The 17,774-nt window shown below is 63.2% G+C and carries 14 protein-coding genes and 1 pseudogene; 6 read left to right on the top strand and 9 right to left on the bottom strand.

Translation table 11 applies throughout. The features are described 5' to 3' along the window. Window positions 1-38: 38 nt before the first annotated feature. Window positions 39-1,112, top strand: a pseudogene (locus ABRP30_RS23660) (methyl-accepting chemotaxis protein); the annotation flags it as partial. Beyond that, complete coding sequence (locus ABRP30_RS23655) at window positions 1,089-2,018, top strand: methyl-accepting chemotaxis protein (RefSeq protein ID WP_372490507.1); 930 nt, start codon at window positions 1,089-1,091, stop codon at window positions 2,016-2,018. The pseudogene ABRP30_RS23660 and the gene ABRP30_RS23655, both read left to right, overlap by 24 nt. A gap of 39 nt (window positions 2,019-2,057) precedes the next feature. Here the strand turns inward: ABRP30_RS23655 and ABRP30_RS23650 are convergent, their stop codons facing one another. Continuing rightward, a complete protein-coding gene (locus tag ABRP30_RS23650; RefSeq protein ID WP_241806366.1) occupies window positions 2,058-2,834 on the bottom strand; it encodes a TatD family hydrolase in 777 nt (258 codons plus the stop codon). Window positions 2,835-2,836: 2 nt separating this feature from the next. Further along, the gene (cra, locus tag ABRP30_RS23645; protein ID WP_241806367.1) at window positions 2,837-3,832 is read right to left on the bottom strand and encodes a catabolite repressor/activator; all 996 of its coding nucleotides are present in this window, start codon (window positions 3,830-3,832) and stop codon (window positions 2,837-2,839) included. Window positions 3,833-4,128: 296 nt separating this feature from the next. Between cra and ptsP the strand changes: the two genes are divergently transcribed. From ptsP to ABRP30_RS23630, 3 genes are read left to right on the top strand one after another with little or no spacing between them, the layout of a single operon-like run. Further along, window positions 4,129-6,981: a phosphoenolpyruvate--protein phosphotransferase gene (gene ptsP / locus ABRP30_RS23640; protein WP_349976609.1), complete on the top strand. Its 2,853-nt coding sequence runs from the start codon at window positions 4,129-4,131 to the stop codon at window positions 6,979-6,981. Further along, on the top strand, window positions 6,982-7,929 hold the full coding sequence (gene pfkB / locus ABRP30_RS23635; protein WP_349976610.1) for a 1-phosphofructokinase: 948 nt from the start codon (window positions 6,982-6,984) through the stop codon (window positions 7,927-7,929). After that, a complete protein-coding gene (locus ABRP30_RS23630) occupies window positions 7,926-9,665 on the top strand; it encodes a PTS fructose-like transporter subunit IIB (protein WP_267818673.1) in 1,740 nt (579 codons plus the stop codon). Before pfkB ends, ABRP30_RS23630 begins: the two co-directional genes overlap by 4 nt. A 206-nt stretch (window positions 9,666-9,871) precedes the next feature. On the opposite strand, the gene ABRP30_RS23625 is transcribed toward ABRP30_RS23630, so the two are convergent. After that, window positions 9,872-10,825 carry an IS110 family transposase gene (locus ABRP30_RS23625; protein WP_372490323.1) on the bottom strand — a complete coding sequence of 318 codons (954 nt, stop codon included), beginning with the start codon at window positions 10,823-10,825 and terminating at the stop codon, window positions 9,872-9,874. A 293-nt stretch (window positions 10,826-11,118) separates the two neighbouring features. Then, window positions 11,119-11,340: a DUF3820 family protein gene (locus ABRP30_RS23620; protein WP_012316204.1), complete on the bottom strand. Its 222-nt coding sequence runs from the start codon at window positions 11,338-11,340 to the stop codon at window positions 11,119-11,121. Between the two features lie 201 nt (window positions 11,341-11,541). Here ABRP30_RS23620 and ABRP30_RS23615 point away from each other — a divergent pair, with 201 nt between their 5' ends. Continuing rightward, window positions 11,542-12,018 carry a PA2169 family four-helix-bundle protein gene (locus ABRP30_RS23615; protein ID WP_267818670.1) on the top strand — a complete coding sequence of 159 codons (477 nt, stop codon included), beginning with the start codon at window positions 11,542-11,544 and terminating at the stop codon, window positions 12,016-12,018. On the opposite strand, the gene ABRP30_RS23610 is transcribed toward ABRP30_RS23615, so the two are convergent. The 5 genes from ABRP30_RS23610 to ABRP30_RS23590 all read right to left on the bottom strand — a co-directional run bounded on the left by ABRP30_RS23610 (window position 12,015) and on the right by ABRP30_RS23590 (window position 17,767). Beyond that, a complete protein-coding gene (locus ABRP30_RS23610) occupies window positions 12,015-13,511 on the bottom strand; it encodes a sensor domain-containing diguanylate cyclase (protein WP_349974838.1) in 1,497 nt (498 codons plus the stop codon). The two genes, ABRP30_RS23615 and ABRP30_RS23610, sit on opposite strands and share 4 nt — an antisense overlap. Window positions 13,512-13,813: 302 nt before the next feature. Further along, a complete protein-coding gene (locus ABRP30_RS23605; RefSeq protein WP_349974837.1) occupies window positions 13,814-15,148 on the bottom strand; it encodes an OprD family porin in 1,335 nt (444 codons plus the stop codon). A gap of 204 nt (window positions 15,149-15,352) precedes the next feature. Beyond that, complete coding sequence (locus tag ABRP30_RS23600; RefSeq protein WP_349974836.1) at window positions 15,353-15,574, bottom strand: hypothetical protein; 222 nt, start codon at window positions 15,572-15,574, stop codon at window positions 15,353-15,355. 131 nt (window positions 15,575-15,705) lie between these two features. Beyond that, window positions 15,706-17,118 (bottom strand): heavy metal sensor histidine kinase, encoded by a 1,413-nt coding sequence (locus ABRP30_RS23595; RefSeq protein WP_267818662.1) that lies wholly within the window; start codon window positions 17,116-17,118, stop codon window positions 15,706-15,708. After that, window positions 17,093-17,767: a heavy metal response regulator transcription factor gene (locus ABRP30_RS23590; RefSeq protein WP_267818660.1), complete on the bottom strand. Its 675-nt coding sequence runs from the start codon at window positions 17,765-17,767 to the stop codon at window positions 17,093-17,095. Before ABRP30_RS23590 ends, ABRP30_RS23595 begins: the two co-directional genes overlap by 26 nt. Window positions 17,768-17,774: the final 7 nt, after the last annotated feature.

Raw genomic sequence — 17,774 nt, 5'->3', positions numbered from 1 at the left:
GCCCCGTGAAGCGTCTGCTCTACCCGGCAATCGCACTGATGAACCGGCTGAGCTTCGGCCAGAAGTTCAGCCTCATCAGCGCCCTGTTCTTCCTGCCCATGCTCGCCACCAGCAGCTACCTGGTGCGCGACGCCTATCAGCAGTTCCAGGCAACCCGTGCTCAATTGCAGGGCATCACCCCATTGAGTGGCAGCCTGGTATTGCGCGCCGACATGGAAACCCTCGGCAACCTCATGCAGATCAATGCCGTGCTCGGGCAGTCGGGCCAGGCCGGCGACCTGGAGTCGCGCATCGCTGCCTTGCAGGACAAGGTCCAGGCTCAGGTGCAGGCCCTGCAAGGCCATGAGTCGGTTCCTCAGGCAAAGCTCGACGAGCTGGCCGGCGCTTTTGCCAGTGCCCAGGCCGAAACCTCTTTGCAGGCCAAGGTCGCCCTCTTCGACAAACTGCTGGGCCAAGTACAGGTGCTGAGCAAATTGGTGGCCAGCCAGTCCGGCCTGAGCCAGGACAGCCAGGTTTCGGTGCGCCAGTTGAGCGAATTGCTCGGCACCGCCACCGCACAGGTGACCCTGGCCCTGGGCGAGGGCAGGGCGATGGGCGCCATTGCACTTGGCCGAGGGTTCATCGACTCGTCCGGCAGCGTGCGCTTCGAAGACTTGCTGCAGCGCCTGGAGCGTTTGGCGGCGGACTATGGCATGCGGGTGGATGAAGCCCTGGCCAGTGACCCTGGCGTCCCTGCGGCCATGACCGCCGCTGCGCAGGCCAGCAAAGCTTCCGTCAAACAAGCCGCCGCGTTGTTCGAAGAGCGTGTGGTGGTCGCTGAAACCCTGGATGCGCCCTGGCTCCCCTTCTATCAACAGGTGAGTGAGCTGATGGCTCACACCTACCAACTGAACGAACAAGTGCTTGGGCATCTGCAGCTGCAGTTGCAGGAGCGTCTTGGCCAGCAGCGCCTGCGCATGGTCGCCCTGGTGGCGGTGCTGGCAGGCGTCTTCGCGCTGATCCTCTACCTCTACGGCGGCTTTTATGTGTCGACCCGCACGACGCTGCGCAAGCTGGGTGGCGCGATGGACAAGGTGGCGGCCGGTGACATGACGGTCAGTTTCAACGCCCACAGCCGCGATGAACTGGGCGAACTGGCGCAGGGCTTCAGCGAAACCGTGCGCCGGATCCGTTGCCTGATCGAGCAGGTTGGCCACACCGTTGTGGCGGTCGAAGCGCAGGCCGGGCAGGTATTGGCCGTATCGGCACGCAGCAGCCAGTCCGTCAGCGGCCAGCGTGAACAGATCGAGCAGGTGGCCACGGCGATGAACCAGATGAGCGCCACTGCGCAGGAGGTGGCGCGCAGTGCTGCCTTGGCCGCCGATGGTGCACAGCAGGTCAATCACGAAAGTGCCAATGGCCGCACCTTGGTGCAAGAGCAGCAAGGCAGCATTGGCCGGCTGGCTGCCGAAATCGACCAGACCGTGTTGGCGATCAATCAGCTGGCTGACGACAGCCAGGCGATCAGCCAGGTCCTTGAGGTGATCCGCAGTATCGCTGAGCAGACCAACCTGCTGGCACTCAACGCTGCAATCGAGGCGGCCCGGGCCGGTGAGCAAGGGCGCGGGTTTGCCGTGGTCGCTGATGAAGTGCGTACCTTGGCCAAACGTACCCAGGACTCCACTGCGCAGATAGCGCAGATGATCCAGCGTTTGCAGGACGGTGTCGGGGCAGCGGTTCGCGCCATGGGCAGCAGCCATCAGATGGCTGCGGGCACGGTCGAGGAGGCACGCCAGGTGCAACAGGCGCTTGGCAACATCCTTGGCGCGGTGGGCGGCATCGTTGAGCAGAACCAGCAGATAGCGGCGGCGGTAGAGCAGCAGACGGCGGTGGCCCATGACATTGACCAGAACATCGTGGCGATCAACCAGGCGGCGCAGGACACCTCGTTGGGCGCTTGCCAGACCGAGGATGCCAGCCGGGCATTGTCGGAGCAGGTGGTGGAGTTGAAACGCTTGATTGGCGCGTTCAGGGTTTAGCCAGTGCCGGCCTGTGCACGGGCCGAGCCTGTGCCAGGACTACCAGCCAAACAACTCACAGGCATTTGTGCTGCTGGCCTCGGCCAGCAACTGCACATCAATGCCGATCACCTCGGCCAATGCCTGGGCGATCTCTGGCAGATGCTCCGGGCTGTTTCGCTCACCGGCAAACATCGCCGGGGCCATGTCCGGGGCGTCGGTCTCCAGCACGATGCTCTCCAGCGGCAGGCGCGGCAGGGTCTTGCGCAAGCGCACAGCCTGCGGCCAGGTTGCGGCGCCACCCAGCCCCAGGCGGAAACCCAGCTTGATGTATTCGCGCGCTTCTTCGTAACTGCCGGCGAAGGCGTGGATGATCCCTGCCCGCGCCGGCTTGTAGCGCTTGAGCGTGGCGATCACCTGAGCATGGCTGCGGCGCACGTGGAGCAGGGCGGGCAGTTCGAAGTCACAGGCCATCTGCAATTGTGCTTCGAACAGCGCTTGCTGGCGCGCCTTGTCCAGCGTTTCGATGTAGTAGTCCAGGCCGAATTCGCCCACGGCGCATAGCCGCGGATCACCATCCAGACGTTCAAGCCATTGACGCAACTGCACCAGGTGCTCGGGGCGATGCTGCTCCAGGTAGACCGGATGCAACCCAAGCGCTGCGCGCACGCGCTCATCGCTGCAGGCCAGGTCCCACACCCGCTGGAAATTGGCCTGATCAACCCCCAGCACGACCATGCGCTCCACCCCACGCCCCTGCGCACTGGCCAGCAAACGCGTGCGGTCGGCATCGAAGTCGGGGAAGTCAAGGTGGGTGTGCGTGTCGATCAGGCGCATGTTCAGGCCACAGTGATACGTTGCTTGAAGGTTCTGGCGACGGCATGCACGCCGGGTTCGTAGCGTTTGTCCTCGATGGCCGCCAAGGCAAGCTCCAGGGCGGTGGCGGCGATCAGGCCATGTTGCTGGGCCATGGCATTGACCGGCAGCGGCAGGAAATCGAGCAACTGGTTGTCACCGAAGGTGCCCAGGTGCAGCAGGCGCGAATCGGCCGGGCGCGCCTGCAGAGTGTCGAACACGCCTTGCAGCAGCACGTAGGACGTCGTGACCAAGGCATCCGGCAGGCCGCCCAGCTCGTCGATCAGCTGCTGCATCAAGCGCTGGCCGCATTCGCGGCTGAATGCCTCGCCCTGATAACGGCGCACGTCCCCGCTAAAACCCTGCATCGCTTCGTCGAAGCCGCCCGCACGGGCCTGGCTGACCGACAGCTCCGGGCGCGCGCCGATCAGCGCGATGCTGCGCGGTGCCGTGGCCAGCAGGCTATCGGCCAACTGGCGGCTGGCATCGCGATCATCGCTGATGACCGAACAGAAGTGTGCCGGGTTCAGGCGCCGGTCAATGGCGATCACCGGCAGGCCCTTGTCCTGCAGTTCACGGTAGCTGTCATCTTCCGGGGGCAGGCAACTGGCGACGAACAAGGCATCGCAACGCCGGGCACGAAACAGTTGCTGCAGTTGGCGCTCACTGTCGGGCCGGTCATCGCTGCTGGCGATCAGCAGTTGATAGCCACGGGCGCGGGCGCCTTGCTCCAGCTGCTTGGCAATGCGAGCGTAGCTGGGGTTTTCCAGGTCCGGCAGAATGAAGCCCAAGGTACGGGTATGCCGGCTGCGCAGGCCCGCAGCCTGGGGGTTGGGCGTGAAGCCGTGGGCCTCGACCACCGCACGCACCCGCTCGACGGTGCTGTTGCTGATGCGCTGCTGTTCGGCCTTGCCATTGATGACGTAGCTGGCAGTGGTCACGGACACACCAGCCAGACGGGCGATATCGCTGAGTTTCACCGAATTTTCCTTGTTATTACCGGGGCGGGCTATACCACCAGACCGGGCAGTTTGACCCGGGCTGGTCGCCACGCGCAGACGACCATTGTCGCAATTGTCCGACAGGATGGGGCTTTTTCCCCGGAAGATTATCGAGTAACGTGGCCGCTTGGTCAGATTAAACGTTTCAGCTATTCATTTTTCTGCCTTGCCTGCCGCTCGTGCAAGGCCTTTGACTGGCTGAATACGTGAATTTCACAACAATACCTCAGTACCCGGTGCAAAAGTGCGCGCAGGGGCTGCAAAAGGAGAAGGTCATGCTCGAGCTCGCCAAAGAGCAGATAGCCATGGGCCAGACGGCTACCGACAAAGGCCAGGCCCTGCGCCTGCTGGCGGATCGACTGGTCGCTGACGGCCTGGTCGCCGAAGGGTATTTGCAGGGCCTGCAGGCGCGCGAAGCGCAAGGGTCCACATTCCTGGGCCAAGGTATCGCCATCCCCCACGGCACGCCGCAGACCCGCGACCTGGTGTACGCCACTGGCGTGCGCTTGCTGCAGTTTCCTGACGGCGTGGACTGGGGGGACGGGCAGATCGTCTACCTGGCCATCGGCATTGCCGCACGCTCCGACGAGCACCTGCGTTTGCTGCAATTGCTGACCCGCGCCCTGGGCGAAACCGACCTGGCCGAAGCCCTGCGCCGTGCCAGTTCCGCCGAAGCGCTGCTCAAGCTGCTGCAGGGTGCACCCCAGGCGCTGGCGCTGGATGCGCAACTGGTCAGCCTGAACCTGCCCGCCGAAGACTTCGACGAGTTGGCCTGGCGCGGTGCCCGCCTGTTGCAACGTGCCGGGTGTGTCGACAATGGTTTTGCCGCTGTGCTGCAGCAGGCCGAGCCTCTGCCCCTGGGCGAGGGGCTCTGGTGGCTGCACAGCGAGCGGCAGGTCCGTCAGCCAGGCCTGGCCTTCGTCACTCCCCAGCAGCCGCTGCGCTACCGCGACCAGCCACTGAATGGCCTGTTTTGCCTGGCCAGCCTCGGCGCAGCCCACCAGGCGCTGCTCGAGCGCCTGTGCGAGGTACTGATCGAGGGGCGTGGGCAAACGCTTTACCAGGCCACCAGCAGCCGCGCGGTACTGGAGGTGCTCGGTGGCGAGACCGCGCCTGACTGGCCCAGCGCCCGTATCGTGCTGGCCAATCCACATGGCCTGCACGCCCGCCCGGCAAAAATCCTCGCGCAGTTGGCCAAGGGTTTCGAGGGCGAAATCCGCCTGCGAGTGCTGGACAGCGCGCAACCTGCGGTGTCGGTCAAGAGCCTGAGCAAGCTGCTCAGCCTCGGCGCACGCCGTGGCCAGGAACTGGAGCTGCTGGCCGAGCCGTCCATTGCCGCTGATGCTTTGCCAGCACTGCTGGCGGCAATCGAGCAGGGCTTGGGTGAGGATGTCGAGCCTTTGCCGAAAACCACCGCTGCGGTGAGCCCCGCGCCTGTCGAGGTGTTGCAGGCGCCGGCTGCCGGTAGCCGTATCCAGGCGGTGGCTGCGGCCCCGGGCATTGCCAGTGGGCCCGCCCACGTCTGCGTCGAGCGCGACATCGATTACCCCCTGCGTGGCGAATCGCCGGCGCAGGAGCGGGCCAAGCTACGCCGGGCACTGGAGACAGTGAACGCCGAGTTGCAGGCCTTGGTGCAGCGTAGCGACAAGGCCGTTGGCGAGATCTTCGTCACCCATCAGGAAATGCTCGCCGACCCTGCACTGGCCGACGATGTCGAGCTGCGTCTGGCCCAGGGTGAGAGCGCCGCCGCCGCGTGGATGGCCGTTATCGAAGCGGCGGCCCGCGAACAGGAGGCGCTGCATGATGCGCTGCTCGCCGAGCGTGCCGCCGACCTGCGAGACATCGGCCGCCGGGTGTTGGCGCAGCTGTGCGGTGTGCAGACGCAGGCCGAGCCTGATCAACCTTATGTGCTGGTGATGGGCGAAGTCGGCCCCTCGGATGTTGCCCGCCTGGACCCGGCGCGGGTTGCCGGTATCGTCACCGCCCATGGCGGCGCAACCGCACACAGTGCGATCGTCGCGCGGGCCCTGGGCATCCCGGCGGTGGTCGGCGCGGGGGCGGCGCTTCTGCTGCTCGAACCCGGTACGCCGCTGTTGCTCGATGGCCAGCGCGGCGTGGTCAGCGTCGCCCCGCCAGCCGATGAGCTGCAACGTGCGCTGGCCGAGCGCGACCTGCGCGAACAGCGTCTGCAAGCTGCCTGGGCCAACCGTCATGAGCCCGCGGTAACCCGCGATGGCCATGCCGTCGAGGTGTTCGCCAACATCGGCCAGAGCGGCGGCATCGACAAGGTGGTGGAGCAGGGCGCCGAAGGTATCGGCCTACTGCGCACCGAGCTGATCTTCATGGCCCACTCGCAGGCGCCGGATGTCGCCACCCAGGAAGCCGAGTACCGCCGTGTGCTGGATGGGCTGGGCGGGCGACCCCTGGTCGTGCGCACCCTCGATGTGGGCGGGGACAAACCGTTGCCCTATTGGCCGATCGCTGCCGAGGAAAACCCGTTTCTCGGTGTGCGCGGCGTGCGCCTGACCTTGCAGCGCCCGCAGATCATGGAAGACCAGCTCAGAGCCCTGCTGCGCGCCGCCGATCAGCGCCCGTTGCGCATCATGTTCCCGATGGTCGGCCAGGTGCACGAATGGCGTGAGGCGAGGGCCATGGTCGAGCGCCTGCGTGAAGAAATCCCGGTAGCCGACCTGCAACTGGGCATCATGGTCGAAGTGCCGTCCGCCGCGTTGCTGGCGCCACAACTGGCCCGCGAAGTGGACTTTTTCAGTATTGGCACCAACGACCTGACCCAGTACACCTTGGCCATCGACCGTGGCCACCCCAGCCTATCGGCCCAGGCCGACGGCCTGCACCCGGCGGTGCTGAGCCTGATCGACATGACCGTGCGCGCCGCCCATGCCGAGGGCAAGTGGGTAGGCGTGTGCGGTGAACTGGCCGCCGACCCGCAGGCGGTGGCGGTGCTGCTGGGCCTGGACGTGGACGAACTGAGCGTGGCCGCGCGCAGCGTTGCCGAAGTCAAGGCACTGGTTCGCCAGGCCGATCACCAGACGGCCCGCGCCCTGGCGCGCGAGGCCCTGCAACAGGACAGCGCCGCAGCGGTTCGCGCGCTGGTGGAGCGTTACTGAATGGCCAAGATCCTTACCCTGACCCTGAACCCGGCGCTGGACATCACCGTAAGCCTCGATGCGCTGCGCACCGGGCACGTCAACCGCGCCCAGGACCAGCACAGCCATGCCGCGGGTAAAGGGTTGAACGTGGCCCAGGTACTGGCCGACCTTGGGCACAGCGTGACCGTCGGTGGTTTCCTGGGCCAGGACAACCTGCAACCGTTCGAGGCGTTGATCCAATGGCGCGGCTTTGCCGATTGCTTCGTGCGTGTGCCGGGCGAGACACGCAGCAACCTCAAACTGGTCGAAGCCGATGGCCGTGTGACCGATATCAATGGCCAAGGCCCGCAGGTCGATGAGGCTGCTTGCGAGGCCCTGCTGCGCCTGCTTGAGCAGGTGGCTCCCCAACATGACGCCGTGGTGGTGGCGGGGAGCCTGCCACGCGGTATCAGCCCTGATTGGTTCGCCCGGTTGCTCGAACAGCTCAAGGGCCAAGGCCTGAAGGTTGCCCTCGACAGCAGCGGTGCGGCCCTGCGCGCAGGCCTGGACAGCGCCCCTTGGCTGGTCAAACCCAACACCGAAGAACTGGGCGAAGTGCTTGGCCTTGACGTGCACAGCGCCGCCGAACAGCAGGCTGCCGCCCAACGGCTGCTGGCCACGGGTGTCGAGCATGTAGTGGTGTCGGCAGGGGAGCAGGGCGTCAGCTGGTTCACGGCTGGCCGCACGCTGCACGCCCAGCCACCGCAAGTGCGTGTTGCCAGCACGGTCGGCGCGGGCGACTCGCTGGTAGCCGGCATGGTTCACGGCTTGCTGCTGGCTGAGGCGCCTTTGCAGACCCTGCGCCGCGCCACGGCCATCGCCGCCCAGGCCGTGACCCAGGTCGGTTTCGGTATCCGTGACCGCGAGCAACTGGCGCGCCTGGAGGCCGCCGTGCAACTGACAGAACAACAAGAGGCTCGCCGATGAACATTGCCATTGTCACCGCCTGCCCGAACGGCCAGGTGTCCAGCGTGCTGAGTGCGCGCCTGCTGGCCGCTGCCGCCCAGCGCCGCGGTTGGAAAACCTGCGTGGAAGTGCAGGATGCCGAACATCCCGACCGCCAACTGAGCGCCGCGCAGATCGCGGATGCTGACTGGGTGCTGGTTGTCAGCACCGGGCCGGTCGACCTGGCCCGCTTCGCCGGCAAGCGTTTGTTCCAGAGCACACCGGCGCAAGCGCTGGCCGACCGTGAAGGTTTCCTCGACGAGGCGGCGGCGAAGGCCCAGGTACAGGCCGTTACTCATCAGGCCGAACAGCCGATGGCCACTGCTGGGGCCAAGGTCGTTGCGGTCACTGCCTGCCCGACTGGCGTGGCGCATACGTTCATGGCAGCCGAAGCGTTGCAGCAGGCAGCGCAACAGCTTGGCTATCAACTCACCGTAGAAACCCAAGGTTCGGTCGGTGCGCGTAACCCGCTGTCGGCCCAGGCCATCGCCGAAGCCGACGTGGTGCTGCTGGCTGCCGATATCGAAGTGCCCACCGCGCGTTTTGCCGGTAAGCGTATCTACCGTTGCGGAACCGGCATCGCCCTCAAGCAGGCCCGTGCCACGCTGGACAAGGCCCTGGCCGAAGCCAAGGTGGAAAGCGCAGGTGACACTGCAGCCGCTGCAAGTGCCGGCAAAGGCGAGAAAACCGGTGTTTATAAACACCTGCTGACAGGTGTTTCGTTCATGCTGCCGATGGTGGTGGCTGGCGGCTTGCTGATCGCTCTGTCGTTCGTCTTCGGTATCGAGGCCTACAAGGAGCCGGGCACCCTGCCGGCGGCATTGATGCAGATCGGCGGCGAGGCTGCATTCAAGCTGATGGTGCCGTTGCTGGCGGGGTACATCGCCTGGTCCATCGCCGACCGCCCGGGCCTTGCGCCCGGCATGATCGGCGGCCTGCTGGCCAGCACCCTGGGGGCCGGTTTCATCGGCGGTATCGTCGCGGGTTTTCTCGCCGGTTACAGCGCCAAAGCCATTGCCCGCTGGGCACGCCTGCCGAGCAGCCTCGATGCACTCAAACCGATCCTGATCATTCCGCTGCTGGCGAGCCTGTTCACAGGCCTGGTGATGATCTATGTGGTCGGCCAGCCGGTGGCTGCCATGCTCGAAGGCCTGACGCAGTTTCTCGACAGCATGGGCACCACCAACGCCATCCTCCTGGGGCTGCTGCTTGGCGGGATGATGTGCATCGACCTGGGCGGGCCGATCAACAAAGCGGCCTATGCCTTTTCGGTAGGGCTGCTGGCATCCTCGAGCTACGCGCCGATGGCGGCGACCATGGCGGCGGGCATGGTGCCGCCGATCGGCCTCGGTATCGCCACGTTCCTGGCCCGGCGCAAGTTCGCCCAAACCGAGCGCGAGGCCGGCAAGGCCGCTCTGGTGCTGGGTTTGTGCTTCATTTCCGAAGGCGCCATCCCTTTCGCTGCCAAAGACCCGCTGCGGGTCATCCCGGCAAGTATTGCCGGCGGCGCGTTGACCGGCGCACTGTCGATGTACTTCGGTTGCAAGCTGATGGCGCCCCATGGCGGGCTGTTCGTGCTGCTGATTCCCAACGCGATCAACCATGCGCTGCTGTACCTGCTGGCCATCGTCGCGGGTAGCCTGCTGACAGCGGTGGTGTATGCGCTGATTAAAAAGAGCGAGCGGGTGGAAATGGTCGTGGCGCCGGCCAAGGGCTAGGTGGTTCGACCATCACTGGCCTCAGCGCTGGCACGCCGGCCCCCTAGGTTCACCAGGCCTCCCGAGGGCAAGGGTTGGATCGGTGGCCAGCTTCTTGGGGGCAGTCCAATCGCGCCAGCTTTTAGACGTTGAGCAAGACAGTTGCTTGCACAGGTACAACGCAGGTCTGAAGCGCTGCGCGGTCGGGGTGGGAGATTCTATGGTTATCAGCAAGCCATTTTCCCGCCTTTGGTAACGTATTCGTCCTGATTTCTCATCAGGGCGAATGCCACTCGTGCGAGCTTCCTGGCCAGAATTACCAACGCCTGGGTCGTTGCCTTACCGCTGTTTCTGTACTGCTCATATACCCCTTTCCAAGCGGCCGACCTGCTGGCCGCCATTGCTGCGTTATGCAGCAAACGACGGATTTCCGAGCAGCCGCGCTTGGTGAGCCGACGACGTCCATTCTTCTCTCCAGAATCATTAACCCGTAGGTCCATTCCCAGGAATGCGATGTACGAATCACTGCTCTTGAACTCGCCCCTTACAAAAGCCATTACCAGGGCTGTAGCGGTAAGAAACCCAATTCCCTCTACCGCCTGACAGCGGGCAACTTGCTCGTGCAGCCCAGCCTCTCGTAGCACTTCCTTAATCTTTTTTTGTATCAGCTGATCCAGCCGATCTATCGATGTTACGAAGGTTTTGAAGGCGGCCTTCAGCAGGCTTTCGTTTGTCCAGCTCTGAGCTAATGCAGTGCGAGCAGTCACCAAGACAGCTCTGCGTCGAAGGAGGCTCTGAAGCTTGCCGTAGACAGCAGGAGGCGGGGTCCAAGGACGAAGATCGTCGCCCTCGTTTTTCAAAAATCGGGACAGCAACCGAGCATCAGAGGGGTCAGTTTTAACCCGCCCTCCAACACTTTTCCTGTAGTTGCTCAGTTGGAAACCATCGATGACATAAACGTCGAAACCGAAGCCATGGGCTAGCTCAACCAGGTCCAGATGGTAGACATTGGTCGCCTCAACAGCGATTGCAGTGCCGAGGGGCTGTTGCTTTAGCCAGCTTTTGATTTCGGGCTTGGTATTTTTCAGCCTGATAATTTCATCACGATCATCGTGATGAATCACTAATTCGGCTTTTGCGACATCCGCACCCACGATCAGTTTGTTTACCTGCATTGCCATGGGCGGCTCCTCGCGTTATGGTTTTTGAGCTTGAAGGGTTTTCACCAAGAGGCGCTGGCTTGCTTCTATCGTCGTTTGCAAACGATGCATTCTTTATCGGCGCTTTGGTGGAAGGGGTGGGGCGATGTCTCCCACAGTCTGTACTGCGTCAACAGTCAGAATCCGGCATTTAGTCCCACCACCCCTTCAAGTCTAACCATACAAGCCGGCTTGCCGGCGATGGGCTGCGCAGCAGCCCCCATAGCGCAGATATAGCTCAACGGGACCCACGCGCATCTGGGTCCGCAACAGGCTCAGCGCCGGTGCTTTTGCCGCAGCGGCACCAGCAGATCCCCCAGGCCGTTGTGATCGACCTCGTGCATCAACGCCAGCAACCCGCCCAGCTCACCCGCCGGAAACCCCTTGCGCGCAAACCATGCCAGGTAGTCACCCGGCAAGTCGGCGATGATCCGGCCTTGGTATTTGCCAAAGGGCATGGTGCGGATTACCAGCAGTTCGAGGGTTTCCGGTTTCATCGGTAAGACCTGGCAGTAGACGTGCGCCGACCATACTGCAATCTGCACGAGCACCCAAGCGGCAATCATGCATAACGCCGTTTTCCATGGTTTCCACTCTTCAAGCAACTTATTGTTTTTTAAGAATTTTTATTTAATGGTCGGTTTGGCACGAAGGCTGCTCCTGTTTACATGACTATTACCTGCCAAGGAGTTACAGCCATGAGCGACCTCAACAAAGACGTAATCAACGTGCTTAACGACCTGATCGAGTACAGCAAGGACGGCGAGAAAGGCTTCAGAACTTCGGCTGAGGATGTGAAAAACCCGGAGCTGAAATCCTTCTTCGCCCAACGCGCTGGCGAGTGCGGCAATGCAGCAAGCGAACTGCAGAGTGAAGTGCGTCGCCTGGGCGGCGACCCGGAAACCTCCACCAGCATCAGCGGCGACCTGCACCGCGGCTGGGTGAACCTGAAGTCGATGGTTACCGGTAAGGATGACGAGGCCGTGCTCAACGAAGTAGAACGCGGCGAAGACCATGCCCTCAAAGCCTACAAGGAAGCCCGTGAGAAACTGGTCAAGCTGGGCCGTTCTGCCACCGACCAGAGCTATATGCTCGTTGAAAAGCAACTGCAGGGCGTACAGCGTAACCATGACCAGGTGAAGGCACTGCGCAACGCCGCACGCGCCCGCTCCTAATCCTCAGGGCCCTCTACCCGGTTTCGGCCCTTGGCTTTGGCCCGGTAGAGCGCCTCATCCGCGGCACCCAGCATGGTCGCCAGATCTTGCTGGGTGCCGGGGGTGTGGACGCTGATGCCGATGCTCACCGTCACCGCGTGTGCATCATCGGCAAAAGGTGCCAGTGCCTCGACATGGGTACGGATCCTCTCCGCCAGCAGACGGGCACCGGACAGTTCGGTTTCCGGCAAAACCACTTGAAATTCCTCCCCCCCGTATCGCGCCGCCAAGTCTGCCGGGCGTCGTATGCACTGTTCGATCGTCTTGGCCACTTCTCGTAACGCATGATCGCCCCCGGCGTGCCCGTGGCGCTGGTTGAATGCCTTGAAGTGATCCACATCCACCATCAGCACGGCCAACGGTCTGCGGTTGCGCTGGGCGCGCGCCCATTCCTGGCGCAGCACCTGATCCAGCCGGCGGCGGTTGGCCAGGCCGGTCAGGCTATCGGTTGCCGCCAATGTGGCCAGGCCCTGTTCAGCCTCATGCCTGCGGCGCAATTCGCGACCCAGCAGCAGGGTAAGCCAGAGAATACCGATGCACAGCACGCCGGTGGCGATACTGACCACCAACGCCGTGCGGCGCCATGACTGGAACACCTCATCGCTTGAGTGCACCACCAGTACGATCAACGGCAGGTCGGCGACCCGGGCGAAGGTGTACATGCGCTGGGTGCCATAGAAACTGGAGCGGGCTGTAAAGCTGCCGCTGCGCTCGCCGAGGATGCGCTTGAAGTTGGGCCGGTCGGCGAAGCTGGTGCCGATCAACGGGTCTTGGTCGCGTTGTGGCTGGCGGGCGAGCAGTTGGCCATCGACGTTGAGCAGGTTGATGCTGCTTTCATGGCCGATATCAAGGCGCTGGAACAGTTCGTTGAAATAGGAGAGGCGCAGGGCGCCGGCGGCCAGCCCGGCAAAGCTGCCATCGGCTGCGGAGATGCGCCGGCTGAAACTGATGCACCAGTCAAGGTCGCCGAGCCGCGCCTTGAATGGCGGGCTGATCAACAACCCCAGGTCAGGGTCGCGGCGATGGGCCCGGAAGTCGAAGGTATCGGCGAAATTGGCTTGGCGCGGGGTCACGCTGGTGGAGTCGGCCACGACGTCGCCATTGGCATTGAGCCACAGAATATCGCCGCGCACCGGGGCCGCGAAGGTCTGGTTGAAAAGGATCTGCTGGCGCAGGCTGGGCGTGACCTGCAGCAGTTCGGGGTGCTGCACGGCCCAGATCAGCCCGCGCAGGGATTGGTCATAAAGTTCGACGTTGCGCAGAATGTCGCTTTCGATCAGTTGGACGATATTGCTGGAGGAGCGCACGGCCGATTGTTCGACACTCTCACGCTCACGCCCCAGCAGGTAACCGACGATGCCCACGATGGCGAGCACGGCGATGCAACTGCCCAGATTGAGGATCAGTTCGGGGTGCGACCTGTAGAGGGCGAGACGCGGTAATCGAGTGGGCATTCGCGCTACTGCTGAGGCAGGGCCGGTTGCGGCGGGCGATATTCTAGGGAAGTGGTGATTGTCGGACAAGATTTGTCCGACGGAATCGAGCAGGGGGCTGCTGCGCAGCCCATCGCCGGCAAGCCGGCTCCCACCGCGACCGCGCAGCTCTTCAGGTTGCGCTTTGCCAATTTCCAGAAGTAGACGCCCGTCCTGTGGCAGGAACTGCCATGCTCAACGTCTAAAAGCTGGCGCGGTCCCGGTGGGAGCCGGCTTGCCGGCGATGGGCCGCGAAGCGGCCCCAGGCTATCGCCGGCCTCAGGTCAGAACACGTTCAACGGATAATCGACGATCACCCGCAGTTCGTCGTTATCGCTGTTGCTGTCGATCGACGCATAGCCCTGGCCGCCGCGATGTACGGCATAGCGCACCAGTACCGACAGGTCCTTGAAGTCGCCTTCCTGGAACACGTACTTCACATCCAGGTCACGTTCCCAGTGCTGGGCGTTCTTGCCGTCGGCGCGGTAGTAGTCGTAGTGGGTGTTGTTCTGGTCAGCCTTGGACAGGTCCGCCTCGCCGCGCGAGTACGACACGCTAGTGGTCAGGCCAGGCATGCCAAGGCCGGTGAAATCATAACCGTACTGCAGCTTCCACGAACGCTCGTTGGGCGCGTTGAAGTCCGAGTACATGCGCGAGTTGTCCAGGTACACGCTATCGCCCAGGTTGATGTAGTCGAACGGCGTGTCGCCATTGACCCGCTGGTAGGCAGCAGTGACGTTGTGGTAGCCGGCGTTGACGGTGAAGTGCACGCTGTAGGTGTTGTTGTCGATCTTGCCCAGCAGCGCCTGGCCGGTGTCCTGGGTGTGGTAGAAGTGCACGCCCGGGTTGAGGCTGACCAGGTCGTTGACCACATAGATGTAGTCGAAATCAGCGTAGTACTGGTTCCAGATGTCCTTCAGCTCGGCGGCATAAAGGTTGGCCGTGATGTTCTCGGTGCCGCTCCACGACGCGCCCGCCCAGTTCAGATGCTTGCTTTTGTCCTGCTCATCCAGCAAGCCGTAGTAAGTGTCGATGCGGCGGTGGCCGCTCTGGTTGTACGGCTTGGTGAAACTGACCTGGCCGCCTTCGAGCAGCAGGCCGTCGACGCTGGTGTTGGTCAGGCTGACGCCCCGGAAGGTTTGCGGCAGCATGCGGGTTTCGCCACCGGCGATCACCGGGTTGGTCAGGAACAGGTCACCGGCTTTGAGTTCTGTGTCGAAGGCCTTGAGCTTGACCGCCGCGCCTGCGGTGGAGAACGCGTGGGGGGCAGCGCCCAGTTCACCGTTGTCCTTCACGTGCTTGGGCAGGATGCTGGTGCCGGCATGGCCGCCACCGCCATCGAGCTTAAGGCCCAGCATGGCGTGCGCATCGAGGCCAAAGCCGACTACGCCGGGCGTGTAGCCCGATTCAAAGCGGGCAACCGCGCCCTGGCCCCACTCGCGGGTGTCGCGCACGCCGCGGTTGTGGTTGTCGCGGTTGAAGTAGGCATTGCGAAAATGCAGGTTGAATGACGAACCTTCGATGAAGCCATCAGCCTTGTCTTCATCTGCCTGGGCGGCGAAGGGAATCGTTGCAGTCAATGCAATGAACAACGGGGTAAAACGAAACGCGGAAGGCACCGGTACTAGCTCCTTTGGTCTGACGGTGGGGCAGTTTTTATTTTTGAATGTGCAACTTTCTTGTTAGAGAAATAACGGCCGGGCTGATCGTCAACGCACATAAAAAAAGCCGCTGATCGGCAGCGGCTTTAAAAGGCTAACATATCGGCGCCGGGGGTGCCCATGGTGTAGCCGGGGGGAAACGGGAGCGGTAGTGGTGCGCGATCAGCCTTCGGCATTGGCGTCGCTATGGACTCGGGAGGCTGTCTGTTCTGCATCTTTGCCTGCGTCGACCTTGTGCGCGACAGCCTCTTGGGCTTGCTGGTGCACAGCGGCCAGCTCTGCATTACGGGCGACGAAAGCCGGGGATTCTTCGGCCATGGCCAGGGGCGACAACAACAGGGAAGACAGAACGAAAACGCTGGCAATACCCATACTGTTGGACATGTTGAAACTACCTTCTTGCGCTGCAAGTGCTAATGGAGACAGGGCTAAAGTTAGTCGCTTGATGGCCTTGGAAACAGCGCCTGGTACGATAAGCACTGTTGCGCAAAAGGTAACTATCTCTGCAAAAACCGTCACCCCTTCGGCGCAAAACCCTGCAGTTGAGCGTTTGGCAGGCGAATGCCGAAGGTGTTGGCACCTGCCTCGCTGCGTACGAAAACTTCGCCCCCATGCATCAAGGCAATCGCCTTGACGATGGCCAACCCCAATCCATGGTTGCCCCCGCCACTGTTGCTGCGTGCCGCATCCACCCGATAGAACCGCTCGAACAGCAGCGGCAGGTGATCATCGTCGATAGCCGGCCCGGGGTTGCTCACGGCAATGCTGACCTGCTCCAGCCCGGCATCGATATGCACGCCGATCACCTGATGCGGCGCGGTGTGCTGCACGGCGTTGTTCAGCAGGTTGATCAATGCCCGGCGCAAGTGGGCTTTTTCGATGGGGGCCTGGGCATCGCCGCTGACGGTGACGCTGACCTGGGCGTCTTCGAGGATGTAGTCGAGGTAATCGAGGGTGGTGGCCACTTCTTCGGCCAGCGATACCTCGGTCAGGGCGGTGGCTTTGCTGCCCTGGTCGGCGCTGGCCAGGAACAGCATGTCGTTGATGATGTTGCGCAAGCGTTCGAGCTCTTCCAGGTTCGATTGCAGCACCTCGAAGTAGTGTTCGGCGCTGCGCCCCCGGGTGAGGGCGACCTGGGTCTGGCCGATCAGGTTGGTCAGCGGCGAGCGCAGTTCGTGGGCAACGTCGGCGTTGAACGCTTCCAGCTGCGAATAGGCCTGGCTGACCCGGTCGAGCGCGGCATTGAATGCGCCGGCGAATTGCGCCAGTTCCGGGGCCAGGTTGACGGTTTGCAAGCGGCCATCCAGGCGCGGGGGGGCCAAGGCCTGGGCCTCGTTGGACAGCGCCAGCAGCGGGCGCAGGCCGATGCGTGCTACCCAGTAGCCCAGTAGCGAGGCCAGCAGCACGCCGAGCACCGCCAGCCCGATGATGGCCACCAGCAGGCTGTGTTGGGCCTGCCAGAAGGTCTCGGTATCGATGGCGATCAGAAACCGCAGGGGCGGGCGGCCTGCCAGGGCCGGCAACTCGCTGACCAGCACCTTGTAAGGGTAAGGCCTGTCAGGCAGGCGCAGGTCGCGCATCCCTTCAGGGCCTTGGGCGAATGCGCGGACCTGTTCGCTGGGCTGGCCATATTCGAACGCGGGGTCGCTGCCGACCACCCAGAAGCGGATACGTTTGTCTTCCTCGCTCAGCAGGTTGAGCTTGTTACTGATCTTGGCCCAGTGCTCGCGGGTACCGTAGCGATTGAGGGTGGATTCGAGCACGCTGAAGCGGGCGTCCAGCTCGGCCGCTGGGAGCATGTCCAGGCTATGGTCGACCTGGCGGTAAAGGGCCGAGCCGATAACCAGAAACACGCCCATCGCCACCAGAATGAACAGCGCCGACAAGCGCAATGCGAGGGAGTTAACCGGCACGGTTTTCCAGGACATAGCCCATGCCTCGAATGGTATGCAGCAGCTTGTTGTCAAATGGCCCGTCGAGCTTGGCGCGCAGGCGCTTGATGGCCACTTCGACGACATTGGCGTCGCTGTCGAAATTGATGTCCCAGACCAGTTCGGCGATGGCGGTCTTGGAGAGGATTTCGCCCTGACGCCTGGCCAGCACGCTGAGCAGCGAGAATTCCTTGGCGGTCAGGTCCAGGCGTTGGCCGGCACGGCTGGCCTTGCGCGCCATCAGGTCGATCCACAGGTCGCCGACCTGCACCTGCAGCGGTTCATGGCTGCTGCTGCGACGGGTCAGGGCCTGCAGACGGGCGACCAGTTCAAGGAAGGAGAACGGCTTGCCCAGGTAATCGTCGGCGCCCTCGCGCAGGCCGTGGATGCGGTCCTCGACGCGCTCGCGTGCGGTGAGCATGATCACCGGCGTCTGCTTGCGTGCACGCAAGGCACGCAGCACGCCATAGCCATCCAGGCCCGGCAGCATCACATCGAGTACGATCACCGCATAGTCACCTTCAAGCGCCAGGTGCAGGCCATCGATGCCGTCCCGCGCGAGGTCGACAGTGAAGCCTTGCTCGCTCAGGCCGCGATGCAGGTAGTCCGCGGTTTTCTCTTCGTCTTCGATGATCAGCACACGCATGGTCTTG

Source organism: Pseudomonas sp. WHRI 8519, assembly GCF_040224055.2.
GTDB classification, from domain to species: domain Bacteria; phylum Pseudomonadota; class Gammaproteobacteria; order Pseudomonadales; family Pseudomonadaceae; genus Aquipseudomonas; species Aquipseudomonas putida_X.
This window is presented reverse-complemented; position numbering and strand designations above follow the sequence as displayed.